This is a genomic window from Kingella sp. SNUBH-2017 (assembly GCF_028680565.1).
GTDB classification, from domain to species: Bacteria; Pseudomonadota; Gammaproteobacteria; order Burkholderiales; family Neisseriaceae; genus Kingella_D; species Kingella_D pumchi.
Window position 1 is genome coordinate 1 of sequence record NZ_JAPHVK010000015.1, and the last position, 12508, is coordinate 12508.

Genomic DNA, 12508 nt, shown 5'->3' on the forward strand with positions numbered 1-12508 from the left:
TACCTTCATGCAGGGTAACGGCTACATCTTGGGCACCGATGCGCTCGACAGCCGCAACTACCGCGGCAAGAGCATCAACATCACCGCGCCGAACGGCCAGATGCTGTTCAAAAGCTGCTCTCCGCGCGAGGGCGCCCGCCACGATGCCGACAACCACAACGAACGCGGCAGCCGCAGCGGCCAAGTCCGCTACGTTTGCCAGAGCGGCAGCGGATTTGACGCCACCTACCGCTTCAACAGCGCCGGCGTACCGACCGACGTGAGCTTCAAAGCCAACGGCCGCCGCATCACCCTGCCCTATGACATGAACGCTTCCGACAACGTCGAAACCCTGTTCAGCGGCCGCGGCTACCGCTTCGGCGCCGAATACATCGACAGCCGCAACTACCGCCGCCAGAGCGTTTCTACCGTTACCGACCCTAGCAACCGCATCCTGTACAAAGGCTGCAGCGCGCGCTAAAACGGCAAACCCGTTTTGCCGATAATCGAAGCAGCCTGAAAGTGTTTTTTGCTTTCAGGCTGCTTTTGTATTGCGGCAGCCTGAAAGCCCAAACGGCTATCCGCACAGCCCGATTATTTGCAGAGCCGGCGGTAGGGTGCACACCATGCACCATCCTCGCACTGCTCGGCCGTTTTTCGGTGCGTGGGGCGCACCCTACGCCGCGGAGCAACAGGCAGCCTGAAAAGCCAAATAACAGCCTGCAAAAAAACAGCCTGAAAACCATAATTCCGGTTTTCAGGCTGCTTTTGGGGCGCGGTTTAGGAATTAAGCGCGCGTTGGAACAGGATCGTGTTTTCCAACTCGATATGGTCGTTCAGATCATCAACGAACTCGCGCAGCTCTTCATAAAGTTTGCGCCAGCTGCCGCAGGCGTTTTCCGGCGGGGTCAGGTCGTGGGTGAGTGCGAGCAGTTGGCTGATGGCCGATTCGTGTTCGCCGTGCTCGTGCATCATCATGCGGATGGGCATGGCGGCGCCACGGCCGGCGCCTTGTTTGATCATCGGAAACAGCACGCGCTCTTCTTTCATCATGTGGTTGCGCAATTCGTCGGCGATGGCGTGCAGCAGCGGCACGATGTCGGCGGGGAAACTGTCGGTGTGGACGGCGGCGACTTTTTCGGCCAGCGGGATAAAGTCGTCAAACTGGCGGCGGTGGGTGTCGTGGTAGCGGCTGAGAATGTGATCGACGGTGGCATCGAGCGGGGCGCTCTGCCACAGGGTGAGATCGGTCATGGCGGGTTCCTTTATCGTTTCTATTGTTATCGCGGCGCGGCGGCCGCGGCTTTCGGGCTGCTTTTGGCGCAGCGGCGGCATTGTAGCGCAAAGCGGCGGCGTGTCGCCCGGCCTTTACCCGCAGCTTTTGCGTGGACAAAGAAAATGCGCGCAATAATCGCTTGGATGCAAAAGCAGCCTGAAAGCTGTGCTGCGGCTTTCAGGCTGCCTGCGGCGGTGCTTTGCCGGTTCAGGCGTAAAACGAGGCTTCGCCGGCGGGGCGGGTTTTGAAGCGTTTGTGCAGCCAGAAATACTGCTCGGGCATTTCGCGCACCCGCGCTTCGATAAAGTCGTTCATGCGCTGGATGTCGGCTTTGGTATCGGCGGACGGATAGTTTTCCCAAGCGGGGTAAAAACGCAGTTCCACCGTGCCGTCGGCCAGCCGTTGGGGAATCAGCGGCACCACTTTGGCGCCGGTGAGCGCGGCGATGCGCGGCAGGCCAGCGATGGTGGCGGTGCTGATGCCGAAAAAGCGGGCGAACACCGAATCTTTGGCGCCGAAATCTTGGTCGGGCAGGTAGAGAAAGGGCGCGCCGTCGCTTTTGATGCGGCGGATGATACTGCGCAGGCCTTCGGTGCGGCCGATTAGGAAGACGTTGTCGTAGCGGTGGCGGCCTTTGAGAATCCGCTCGTCGAGCAGGCGGTTTTTCTGGTGGGAATAAACGCTGGTGAGCGGCACGTCTTGGTTGAGCGCGTACACCGCCATTTCAAAGGCGGTAAAGTGCGGATAAAGCAGGATGACTTTTTCGCCGGCGGCGAGCAAGTTATCGAGAATTTCTTTGTCGCGGTAGCGCACCATGCGTTTGAGCCGCGCGGCGGGGGCGTACCAATACAGCCCGTATTCCAGGAGCAGCAGCGCCATATGGTAGAAATGGCGGCGCAGCAGGCGGCGGCGTTCGGCTTCGGACAATTCGGGATAGCACAGCCGCAGATTAACCAGCCCGACGCGGCGGCGCGGCACCACCAGCCAATAGGACAGCAGCCCGAAAAAGCGCGCCAGCAGGCGGATGCAGACATGCGGCAGAAAATGGATCAGATAAAGGACGGCAAAGGCAAGTTTCACGGTAATGTAGGCAGCCTGAAAAAAGGCGGCATTATATCGCCAAACCGCCGGGCAGCCTGAAAGCGTTTGTTCTGTCTTTCAGGCTGCCTAGGGCGTGTTGACATTCGGCTTGCGAAGCGGTTTTTTGAGTAAAAAATGGCCGAATGCAAGGAAAAAAGCACAGCAAGGTTGGACACCTTGCGAGCATTTTTGACGCGGCAGGCGGGCATTTTTTGCCAAAAACACCGCCGCAACGCTGATTGTCAACACGCCCTAGTGTACCTGCGCCCGAAAGCGCTGCAGGCGGCACGCGCATTCGCTATATAATCGCGCCCTTTGCCGCCAAGCAACCGAAAAGACACCGCATGAAAATCCTGCTCGTCCGCCTGTCCAGCATGGGCGATCTGATCCACACCCTGCCTGCCCTTACCGATTTGGCGCGCCATCTGCCGCAGGCCGAACTGAATTGGCTGTGCGAAGCCTCGTTTGCCGACATCGCCCGCCTGCACCCTTTTGTGCGCCGCATCCATACCCTGCGGCTGCGGCAGTGGCGCAAACGCTGGTGGGACGCCGATGTGTGGCGGCAAATCGGCAGCCTGAAAAGCAGCCTGCGCGCCGAAGGCTACGACTGCGTGCTCGATGCCCAAGGCCTGCTTAAAAGCGCGTGGGCGGCGCGGCTCTCCGGCGTGCCGGTTACCGGCTTGGACGCCGCCAGCGCCCGCGAGCCGCTTGCCGCCCGTTTTTACCGCCGCCGCTATCCGGTGGCTAAAGGGCGCGATGCCGTGTGGCGCAACCGCACCCTGTTTGCCCAGGCCTTCGGCTACACCTTCGACGGCGCGGCCGACTTCGGCGTCGAAGTTCCCGCCGCCGGCAGCCTGAACGGTCTGCCGCCGCGCTATTTCGCCGCCCTGCACGCCACCAGCCGCGACAGCAAACTGTGGCCGCAGCAAAACTGGACGGCGCTGCTCACCGAGCTGCACCGCCGCTACCGTCTGCCGGTGCTGCTGCCCTGGGGCAGCCCTGCGGAAAAGGCGCGCGCCGAAGCGATGGCTGCCGAGCTGCCCTTTGCCGTTGTCTGCCCGCCTTTAAACCTGCTTCAGGCTGCCTTTATGCTGCAGGGCGCGCAAGCGGTAATCGGCGTCGATACCGGCCTTCTGCATCTGGCCGACGCTCTCGAGCGGCCGCTGGTCGGCATCTATACCGACAGCGACCCGCACAAAACCGGCGTCCAGCCATCGCCCCGCGCCCTCAGCCTCGGCGGCATCGGCCAATGCCCGGATGCCGATGAAGCACTGCTGGCGGTGGAGCAGGTAATGCAGGCAGCCTGAAAGGCAAATATCGAAAAAGCAGCCTGAAAACCGGATGAACGGTTTTCAGGCTGCTTTTTTTGCCGGCAGCGGGCGCTCACATAAAGCATTGCAGCAAATCGTTGAGAAAGCGGCGGCCGCGTTCGGTGGGGCGAAAAGCGAGCGGGTCGGCATCCAGCAGTCCCAAATCCTGCGCTTTTTTCACCGCGGGGGCGACGGCGGACGTGAGCACGCCGGTGCGCTCGGGCAGCAGCGCGGCGGGAACGCCCTCGGTCAGGCGCAGGGCGTTCATCATAAATTCAAAGGCCAGATCGCTATCGGCAATCGGCCGGCGCTCGACGGCGTCCTCCGGATTTTGGCGCATGGCGGCCAGATAGTCGTTGGGATGGCGGCGGCGCACGGTGCGCTCGATGTGGCTGTGGTAGGAAATCTTGCCGTGGGCGCCGGCGCCGATGCCGACGTAGTCGCCAAACTGCCAATAATTCAGATTGTGCGCGGCACGCTGGGCGGGCTGCTTGGCAAAGGCGCTGGTTTCGTAGCGCGCAAAGCCGGCAGCGGCCAGCTCGGCGTGGACGGCGTCTTCGATATCGAGCGCGGCATCGTCGTCAGGCAGATCGCGCGGCGGCGTGCGGCCGAACACGGTGTTCGGCTCCATGGTCAGATGATAGGCGCTCAGATGGCTGACGCCGGCGGCAATGGCGGTTTGCACGTCCTGCCGCGCCTGGCCGACGCTCTGGCCGGGCAGCGCGTACATTAAATCGACGTTTACGCGCTCAAACAGCGGCAGCGCTTCGTCGATGGCGCGGCGGGCTTCGCCGCCCTGATGGATGCGGCCGAGCGCCTTGAGTTTGGCGTCGTCGAAACTCTGCACGCCGATCGAAAGGCGGTTGACGCCGGCATCGCGGAAACCGCGGAATTTCTCGCGCTCAAAGGTGCCGGGATTGGCCTCCAGCGTGATTTCCGCCTGCGGGTTCAGCCGCACCAGCGAGCGCACGCCGCTGAGCAGGCGGTCGATGGCGGCAGCCTGAAACACGCTGGGCGTGCCGCCGCCGATAAACACGGTTTCCACCGGCCGTCCCCAAATATTGGGCAATTCGAGCTGCAGATCGGCCAGCAGCGCGTCGATATAGGCACCCTCGTCGAGCGTGGTTTTGATGCGGTGGGAATTGAAGTCGCAATAGGGGCATTTTTGGATGCACCACGGAATATGGATATACAGCGACAGCGGCGGCAGCGCGGTAAGCGTGGCGGGACGGTTGAAACGGATGTGCATAGCGTGGACGGCGGAAAAAAGGCCGCCATTATATAGCGGCGGCGGCTTAAAACGGCAAAGGCAGCCTGAAAAGCATTGCGGCTTTCAGGCTGCCTGCGGGGAGCGGCTATTCTTCGCCGATCAGCGACAATACGGGGCTGGATTTGCGCAGCTCTTCCACTTCGTCGAGCAGGCGCATAATCAGGGCGAGCGCGGGCATGCCGGCGTCGAAATCGCGGCAGATGCGGTGGGCGCGGCGGATGCGGGCGAACTGGTAGCCGCTGTAGCGCGCTTCTTCGGGCGCGCCGCCGACGCTGACGATTTCTTCTTCCACCAATTCCAGCAGCCATTCGCGGCTGCGGCCGGTGGCGCTGAGTATCTGTTCGAAACTTAAGGTGATGTCGGTATCGGAGTTCACGGTATTTCCTTTCGTTCAATCAGGCCTGATCGGCAAAGTGTTCGGCCAGCTGCTGCCAGGCGGCGCGGTCGGCTTCATTGCGGATGTCGGGCACGGTGATGCGCAGTTTGAGATACAAATCGCCGGCTTCGCGGGCGGGGATGCCTTTGCCTTTGAGCCGGATGGTTTTGCCGCTTTGGCAGTTTTCCGGCAGGGAAACCTGCAGCCGCCCGCCGGCGGTGGCAACGGTGATTTTGCCGCCCAGCACCGCCTGCCAGGGCATGACGTCTATGGTTTGGTAAACGTCTTTTTTGTCTTTCACATACAGATCGGGGCGCTCGTGAAAGCGGATTTTCAGGTAAAGGTCGCCTGCCGGCGCGCCGTTGCGGCCGGGCAGCCCCTGGCCGCTCAAACGGATCTGCTGGCCTTCGCCGATGCCTTTGGGGATTTTGACGTTGAGCGTTTTTTCCTGATAAACGGGACGGCCGTAGTCGTCGAAAGACGGCACATTGAGTTTCAGGCTGCGTTCGGCGCCGGTGTAGGCAGCGTAGATGTCCACCGCCAGCTCGGCGTGCTGGTCTTCGCCCTTTTGCGGTTCGCGCGCCTGCGCCTGCTGCTGTTGGCGGAAGGCGGTAAACAGGTCTTCAAAGTGGAAGTCGCGCTCGTCAAAGGGTTCGCCGCCGAAACCTCCGTAGCGGTAGGCAAAGCCGTTTTCAGGCTGCCCGCCGCCGAAGGGGTTGCCGTGGAAAGACGCACCCTGCGGGCGGGCGAGCTCTTCGTCGTAGGCGGCGCGGCGCTCGGGGTCGGACAGGGTTTCGTAAGCGAGATTGACGGCCACGGTTTTCTCGGCCGCGTCCGGCTCTTTGCTGACGTCGGGGTGGTAGCGGCGCACCAGTTTGCGGTAGGCCTTTTTGATTTCGGCGGCATCGGCATCGGGGGCGACGCCGAGCACTTGGTAATGGGTGGCTTCGGGCATAGTCTGCTCCTTTGGAGTGTGCTTTTGTTTTTTCAGGCAGCCTGAAAAAACAAAAGCGGTGGCAAAAACGGTTTGACTGTTGGACTTTTCAGGCTGCCTGCCACAGGGTTTGACCGGCGGCTTTTTCAGGCTGCTTTGGGCAGCCGCACTTCTACGCGCAGGCCGCTTTGGCCGTCGCGGCGCTCGCACAGGCGGATGCTGCCGTGGTAGCGGCGGGCCAGGGTTTGGGCGATGGCCAACCCCAGGCCGCTGCCTTGTTCGCCGCTGCCGAGCACGCGGTAGAAGGGGTCGAACACGCGATTGCGCTCGGCGGCCGGAATGCCGGCGCCGCTGTCTTCAACGGCAATCAGGATTTCGTGCGCTTCTTCGCCGGCGGCAAGGTCGATGCGCCCGCCTTCGGGGGTGTAGCGCACGGCGTTGTCGGCCAGGGTTTTGACCAAGAGATAGAGATCGGTTTCGTCGGCTTGGATGCGGCCGGCGGCGGCGGTGATGCCGATGTCCTGCCCTTTGGCTTCGGCCAGCGGCAGCACGTCGGCCAGCACGCGGGCGAAAACGGTCTGCATATCGCTGATGCCGCAGTCGCCGCTTTGCAGCGACTGGGCGCGCGCCAGCGACAGTAATTGTTCGAGCAGGTGGCGGTGGCGGCGGATGGCCTGCTGGACGTTTTCAAGCTGGGCGCGGGCAGCATCGTCCAATTCGTGGGCGGCCAGCCGCTCGGCCTGCAGCGACAGGGCAGTGAGCGGGCTGCGCATTTCGTGGGCGGCATCGGCGATAAAGCGCTGCTGCTGGCGCATGGCGGCGTCGATTTTCTCCAGCATGCGGTTTACCGCCAGCACGAAGCCCTGCACTTCGGCGGGCAGATCGCGGGTGTCGAGCGGGGTGGTGTCGTCGTCGCGGCGCTGTTGCAACCCGTCGCCCAATTCGCGCAGCGGGCGCAGGGTGCGGCGGACGATAAACACCACCAGCACGCCGGTCAGCAGCGCCAGCAGCAGCAGCGGCACGGCGCTGCTTTGGGCGGCGGCAAAGGCCTGCTCTTCGCGGTATTCGGTTTCCTGAAACACTACCACGCGCCCGCCGATGCCGTGCTTCACATACACGCGGTAGCTGTCGCCGTCGTGGCGGACATCGTGAAAACCTTCGCTGCTGTCATCCGGCAGCGGCAGAAAGTGCTTGAGATCGGGCGGGGTGCGCTCGGTTTGGACGAAAATGCGCATATCGTCATCGCCGCCGCCGGCATGGTGCGGCACCACGGCGGTGGGCGAGATGTAGGCGGCAATCTGGCGCAGGGTTTCGTCCTGCACTTCGTAGCTGGCGCGGTAGCTGCGGTAAAAGGCGGCGATGCCGGCAACGGCGGCGGTTACCAGTGCCAGCACAATCAGCGCGCCCGACAGGCGCAACTGCAGCGAATGAAAAAAGGCGGACGGCAGCAAGCGGCGGACAATCGTCATCACGCGCCCTCTTTGGGCACCAGCCAGCCGGCGCCGCGCACGTTTTTGATGTGCTCTTTGCCGATTTTCTTGCGCAGGCCGTGAATCAGGAAATCGACGGCGTTGCTTTCGACTTCTTCGCCCCAGCCATAGAGTTTGTCTTCCAAATCGGCGCGGGAAAAAATCATGCCCGGCCGCAGCATCAGCGCCTGCAGCAGGTTAAATTCCTTATTGCTCAGGATGATGTTTTCAGGCTGCCCGGCCACGCTCACGCTGCGGGTGGCGGGATCGAGCGTGATGGCGCCGTTGCTCAGCAGCGCGCTGGCATGGCCGCCGCGCCGGCGCAGCAGGGCACGGATGCGCGCCAGCAATTCGGCGGTGTCGAAGGGTTTGACCAGATAGTCGTCGGCGCCGCCGTCCAGCCCCGCCAGCCGGCTGCCGATGTCGTCGCGGGCGGTGAGTATCAGCACCGGCAGGCTGTTGCCGCTGCCGCGGATTTTCGCCAGCACGTCCAGTCCGTCGCGGCGCGGCAGCCCCAAATCCAGCAGCAGCAGATCGTATTGCTGCGCGCGCAGGGCGCTGTCGGCGGTGATGCCGTCGGCAACGCGGTCGGCGGCATAGCCGGCATCTTTCAGGCTGCCTGTCAGCGCTTCGGCAATCATGTCGTCGTCTTCGGCGAGCAAAATACGCATTGTTTTGTCCTTCATGTGGTTTTCAGGCTGCCTGACAGCCTTAAGCTTGCAGGCAGCCTGAAACGGGGTTCAGCCCAGCGGCATCATTTCGATCTGATCCATGCTGCGGCCGAGAAAGCGCTCGCCGATGGTGCGAAAACGCAGCGGGATGTCGGAAACGTAAAAACGGTAGTCGGGCGCGGGATTGGCGCTGTTGAGCAGGCCGGCATCGGCCAGCGCGCGGGCGGCGGCTTCGGCGGTGGTGAGCGCGGAATCGACCAGCTCGACTTCCTGCGCTTCCTGCCTCAGCAGCGGCTTGAGCAGCGGATAGTGGGTGCAGCCCAAAACCAGCGTGTCGATGCGCTCGGCCAACAGCGGCTTGAGATACTCGCGCACCGTCAGCCGCGTAACTTCGTGGCCGAGCCAGCCTTCTTCCACCAGCGGCACCAGCAGCGGGCAGGACTGCGACTGCACGCGGGCGTCGGGGTGGCGGCTGTGGATGGCGCGGGCGTAGGCGTTGCTGTTTACCGTGGTGGCGGTGGCGATCACGCCGATGTGGCCGTTGCGCGTGGTGGCGAGCGCGGCTTCGGCACCGGCGGCAATCACGTCGAGCACCGGCATATTGCCCGCCGCCTGCCGCACTTTGTGGCCGGCCACCGCGGCGATGGTGTTGCAGGCAATCACCAGCGCCTTCACATCCTGGCTGAGCAAAAAATCGACGATTTGCGCGGTAAAGGTTTCGATGGTGCTGCGCGACTTCATGCCGTAGGGCACGCGGGCGGTGTCGCCGAAATAAACGATGTTTTCCATCGGCAGCCGCTCCATCAGCGCACGCACCACGGTCAAACCGCCGACGCCGGAATCAAACACGCCGATCGGGCGCGACTGGTTGCTGTTGCTATCCATTTTGTATCTTCAAGCAGCCTGAAAAAAGAAGGCGCCATTCTAGCGCAAAGGCGGCGGGCTGTTCCATGCAGGCAGCCTGAAAGCGGCGGCGCGGGCGTTTTCAGGCTGCTTTGGGGCTACTTTCGGGCGGCGGCGCGGCGGCTAAATGCCGTGCCAAAACAGCGCCGATGGCGTATCATGCGCCCCTTGCGTGATTACTCTAAACCCGCATCCGGCAGCCTGAAAGCCCGGCGGCGGCGTTTTTTCGCCCGCCGCATGAAAAAAGCAGTAAAATCGCGCCGCATTTTCACCCGCACCGGCGGCCGCCGCGCCGCCCGATGGAGCCATAATGAAACCCGTTTTTCTCGACTTTGAACAACCGATTGCCGAACTGACAAAAAAAATCGAAGAACTGCGCCTGGTACAGGACGATTCGGCGGTCGATATTTCCGACGAAATCGCCCGCCTGCAGAAAAAAAGCCGCGATTTGGCCAAATCCATTTTCAGCAAACTCACGCCCGCGCAGGTCTCGCAGGTTTCGCGCCACCCGCAGCGCCCCTACACTTTCGACTATATTTCCGCGCTGTGCACCGACTTCCAAGAGCTGCACGGCGATCGCCATTTTGCCGACGACCACGCTATTGTTGGCGGCTTGGCGCGGTTTGACGGCCAGAGCGTCGTCGTCATCGGCCACCAGAAAGGCCGCGACACCAAAGAAAAAATCCGCCGCAACTTCGGCATGCCGCGCCCCGAAGGCTACCGCAAAGCCCTGCGCCTGATGCACACCGCCGAAAAATTCGGCCTGCCGGTGCTCACTTTCGTCGATACCCCCGGCGCCTACCCCGGCATCGGCGCCGAAGAGCGCAACCAGTCCGAAGCCATCGGCCGCAACCTGTACGAGCTGACCAAGCTCAAAGTGCCGGTGATCTGCACCATTATCGGCGAGGGCGGCTCCGGCGGCGCACTGGCGATTGCCGTCGGCGATTATGTGAACATGCTGCAATACTCCACCTACTCGGTGATTTCGCCCGAAGGCTGCGCGTCGATTCTGTGGAAAACCGCCGAAAAGGCCGCTGATGCCGCCGCCGCGTTGGGCATTACCGCCGACCGGCTGTTCAAGCTTAATCTGATCGACCGCGTCATCGAAGAGCCGCTGGGCGGCGCCCACCGCGACCACGCTGAAACCGCCCGCCGCGTGAAAGAAGTGGTGGCCGAGCAACTGGCGCAGGCGCAGGCGATGCCGCTCTCCGATTTGCTCGAGCGCCGATTCGGCCGCATCATGGCCTACGGCGAGTTTCTGAATAAATAAGCCCGAAGGCAGCCTGAAAACGTTTTTCAGGCTGCCTTTGCCGTTTTTCTTTTTGTTTGGCGTTTACCCTATGGCAGGCAATTCTTTCGGACAACTGTTCCGCATCACCACTTTTGGCGAGAGCCACGGCGAAGCCATCGGCTGCATCATCGACGGCTGCCCGCCCGGTCTGGCGCTTGGCGCAGACGACATCCAGCCCGATCTCGACCGCCGCAAACCCGGTACCAGCCGCCACGTTACCCAGCGCCGCGAAGCCGACCGCGTGGAAATTCTTTCCGGCGTCTTCGAGGGCAAAACCACCGGCACCCCCATCGCCCTGCTGATCCGCAACACCGACCAGCGCAGCAAAGACTACGGCACCATCGCCGAGCAGTTCCGCCCCGGCCACGCCGACTACAGCTACTGGCACAAATATGGCATCCGCGACTACCGCGGCGGTGGCAGAAGTTCCGCCCGCGAAACCGCCGCCCGCGTTGCCGCCGGCGCCGTTGCCAAAAAATGGCTGCGCGAGCGCTTCGGCACCGAAATCGTCTGCTGGGTTACGCAGGTGGGCGAAAAAACCATCGCTTTCGAGAGCGAAGAATTTATCGGCGAAAATCCCTTTTTCGCCGCCAACCGCAGCCAAATCGCCGAGTTGGAAGGCTATATGGACAGCGTGCGCAAATCGCTCGATTCTGTCGGCGCCCGCCTGCACATCGAAGCGCGGCAGGTGCCGGTGGGCTGGGGCGAGCCGGTGTTCGACCGCCTGGACGCCGACATCGCCCACGCGCTGATGAGCATCAACGCCGTGAAAGCCGTTGCCATCGGCGACGGTTTCGACGCCGTTGCCCAGCGCGGCAGCGTACACGGCGACGAACTCACGCCGCAGGGCTTTGCCAGCAACCACACCGGCGGCATACTCGGCGGCATTTCCACCGGCCAGACCATCCGCGCCGATTTTGCCGTCAAGCCCACCAGCTCCATCGCCACCCCGCGCCGCAGCATCGACATCCAGGGCGAGCCGGTAACGATTGCCACCCACGGCCGCCACGACCCCTGCGTCGGCCTGCGCGCTGCGCCGATTGCCGAAGCGATGCTGGCGCTGGTGCTGATCGACCACGCCCTGCGCCAGCGCGCGCAAAACGCCGATGTCGAAGTGTTCACCCCCGATATCGAACGCGCGCCCAATCCCTAAACCATAGGCAGCCTGAAAAGCCCGAATCCGGCTTTCAGGCTGCCTTTTGCCGTTTTGGCTTTTCAGGCTGCTTTTAAACTTTAAATCCCATGAAAAACATCGTTATCCTGATTTCCGGCCGCGGCAGCAATATGCAGGCGGTGGTTGAAGCCCGCATTCCCGATGCCCGCGTTGCGCTGGTGCTGTCCAACAAAAGCGACGCCGCCGGCCTGTCGTGGGCGGCGCAGCAGGGCATCGCCACCGCCGCGCTGAACCACCGCGACTATGCCGACCGCGCCGCGTTCGATCGCGCGATGATCGCCGAAATCGACCGCCACCAGCCCGATTTGGTATTGCTGGCGGGCTTTATGCGCATCCTGACTCCCGAATTTTGCGCGCATTACGCCGGCCACCTGATCAATATCCATCCCTCGCTGCTGCCGGCCTTCCCCGGCCTGCACACCCACCGCCGCGCCATCGAAGAAGGCTGCCGGCTGGCCGGCTGCACTGTCCACTTCGCCACCGCCGAGCTCGACAGCGGCCCGATTATCGCCCAGGCGGCGGTGCCGGTTTTGGACGACGACGAAGAAGACACCCTCGCCGCGCGCGTGCTGGCGGCCGAACACCGCATTTTGCCGCAGGCGGTGGCCGATTTTCTGGCAGGCAGCCTGAAAACCGACGGCCGCCGCGTGCTCGGCCGCGCCCAAGCCGAAGCCGGCAGCCGGCTGGAAAACTGAATCCCGCTGAAAAAGCCCGCCGCGCCGTATGATTCGGCGGCGGTATCCGCTATAATCCCGCCGTTTTTTTGCCTATCCCG

General features: G+C 62.9%; 13 protein-coding genes. 5 read left to right on the forward strand and 8 right to left on the reverse strand.

Features of this window, described 5'->3' with window-relative positions; genetic code table 11:
- Window positions 1–460, forward strand: a 460-nt coding sequence (locus tag OP500_RS10410) for an ACP-like domain-containing protein (RefSeq protein WP_274070904.1), incomplete at its 5' end; no start/stop codon positions are given.
- Window positions 461–759: 299 nt separating this feature from the next.
- On the opposite strand, the gene OP500_RS10415 is transcribed toward OP500_RS10410, so the two are convergent.
- Both OP500_RS10415 and OP500_RS10420 read right to left on the reverse strand, forming a co-directional pair.
- Window positions 760–1233, reverse strand: a complete 474-nt coding sequence (locus OP500_RS10415) for a hemerythrin domain-containing protein (protein WP_274070905.1) — start codon at window positions 1231–1233, stop codon at window positions 760–762.
- A gap of 229 nt (window positions 1234–1462) precedes the next feature.
- A complete protein-coding gene (locus tag OP500_RS10420; RefSeq protein WP_274070906.1) occupies window positions 1463–2335 on the reverse strand; it encodes a lipid A biosynthesis lauroyl acyltransferase in 873 nt (290 codons plus the stop codon).
- A gap of 344 nt (window positions 2336–2679) precedes the next feature.
- Here OP500_RS10420 and waaC point away from each other — a divergent pair, with 344 nt between their 5' ends.
- On the forward strand, window positions 2680–3642 hold the full coding sequence (waaC, locus tag OP500_RS10425; RefSeq protein WP_274070907.1) for a lipopolysaccharide heptosyltransferase I: 963 nt from the start codon (window positions 2680–2682) through the stop codon (window positions 3640–3642).
- A gap of 76 nt (window positions 3643–3718) precedes the next feature.
- On the opposite strand, the gene hemW is transcribed toward waaC, so the two are convergent.
- The 6 genes from hemW to murI all read right to left on the reverse strand — a co-directional run bounded on the left by hemW (window position 3719) and on the right by murI (window position 9250).
- A complete protein-coding gene (gene hemW, locus OP500_RS10430) occupies window positions 3719–4894 on the reverse strand; it encodes a radical SAM family heme chaperone HemW (RefSeq protein WP_274070908.1) in 1176 nt (391 codons plus the stop codon).
- 106 nt (window positions 4895–5000) lie between these two features.
- Window positions 5001–5291, reverse strand: coding sequence for a chaperone modulator CbpM (locus OP500_RS10435; protein ID WP_274070909.1), 291 nt, complete (start codon window positions 5289–5291; stop codon window positions 5001–5003).
- Between the two features lie 19 nt (window positions 5292–5310).
- The gene (locus OP500_RS10440) at window positions 5311–6246 is read right to left on the reverse strand and encodes a DnaJ C-terminal domain-containing protein (protein ID WP_274070910.1); all 936 of its coding nucleotides are present in this window, start codon (window positions 6244–6246) and stop codon (window positions 5311–5313) included.
- 125 nt (window positions 6247–6371) lie between these two features.
- Window positions 6372–7694 carry a sensor histidine kinase gene (locus tag OP500_RS10445; RefSeq protein ID WP_274070911.1) on the reverse strand — a complete coding sequence of 441 codons (1323 nt, stop codon included), beginning with the start codon at window positions 7692–7694 and terminating at the stop codon, window positions 6372–6374.
- A complete protein-coding gene (locus OP500_RS10450; protein ID WP_274070912.1) occupies window positions 7694–8365 on the reverse strand; it encodes a response regulator in 672 nt (223 codons plus the stop codon). Before OP500_RS10450 ends, OP500_RS10445 begins: the two co-directional genes overlap by 1 nt.
- A gap of 69 nt (window positions 8366–8434) precedes the next feature.
- Window positions 8435–9250: a glutamate racemase gene (gene murI / locus OP500_RS10455; RefSeq protein WP_238746300.1), complete on the reverse strand. Its 816-nt coding sequence runs from the start codon at window positions 9248–9250 to the stop codon at window positions 8435–8437.
- Between the two features lie 328 nt (window positions 9251–9578).
- On the opposite strand from murI, the gene OP500_RS10460 reads away from it, so the two are divergent.
- The 3 genes from OP500_RS10460 to purN all read left to right on the forward strand — a co-directional run bounded on the left by OP500_RS10460 (window position 9579) and on the right by purN (window position 12428).
- On the forward strand, window positions 9579–10538 hold the full coding sequence (locus OP500_RS10460; protein ID WP_274070913.1) for an acetyl-CoA carboxylase carboxyltransferase subunit alpha: 960 nt from the start codon (window positions 9579–9581) through the stop codon (window positions 10536–10538).
- A 70-nt stretch (window positions 10539–10608) separates the two neighbouring features.
- Window positions 10609–11712, forward strand: a complete 1104-nt coding sequence (gene aroC / locus OP500_RS10465; protein WP_274070914.1) for a chorismate synthase — start codon at window positions 10609–10611, stop codon at window positions 11710–11712.
- Between the two features lie 89 nt (window positions 11713–11801).
- Window positions 11802–12428: a phosphoribosylglycinamide formyltransferase gene (purN, locus tag OP500_RS10470; RefSeq protein ID WP_274070915.1), complete on the forward strand. Its 627-nt coding sequence runs from the start codon at window positions 11802–11804 to the stop codon at window positions 12426–12428.
- Window positions 12429–12508 lie beyond the last annotated feature (80 nt).

Coding starts and splice junctions, on each gene's coding strand:
- OP500_RS10415 (WP_274070905.1), bottom strand. CDS start 1,233: ATGACCGATCTCACCCTGTGGCAGAGCGCCCCGCTCGATGCCACCGTC.
- waaC (WP_274070907.1), top strand. CDS start 2,680: ATGAAAATCCTGCTCGTCCGCCTGTCCAGCATGGGCGATCTGATCCAC.
- hemW (WP_274070908.1), bottom strand. CDS start 4,894: ATGCACATCCGTTTCAACCGTCCCGCCACGCTTACCGCGCTGCCGCCG.
- OP500_RS10440 (WP_274070910.1), bottom strand. CDS start 6,246: ATGCCCGAAGCCACCCATTACCAAGTGCTCGGCGTCGCCCCCGATGCC.
- OP500_RS10445 (WP_274070911.1), bottom strand. CDS start 7,694: ATGACGATTGTCCGCCGCTTGCTGCCGTCCGCCTTTTTTCATTCGCTG.
- OP500_RS10450 (WP_274070912.1), bottom strand. CDS start 8,365: ATGCGTATTTTGCTCGCCGAAGACGACGACATGATTGCCGAAGCGCTG.
- murI (WP_238746300.1), bottom strand. CDS start 9,250: ATGGATAGCAACAGCAACCAGTCGCGCCCGATCGGCGTGTTTGATTCC.
- OP500_RS10460 (WP_274070913.1), top strand. CDS start 9,579: ATGAAACCCGTTTTTCTCGACTTTGAACAACCGATTGCCGAACTGACA.
- aroC (WP_274070914.1), top strand. CDS start 10,609: ATGGCAGGCAATTCTTTCGGACAACTGTTCCGCATCACCACTTTTGGC.
- purN (WP_274070915.1), top strand. CDS start 11,802: ATGAAAAACATCGTTATCCTGATTTCCGGCCGCGGCAGCAATATGCAG.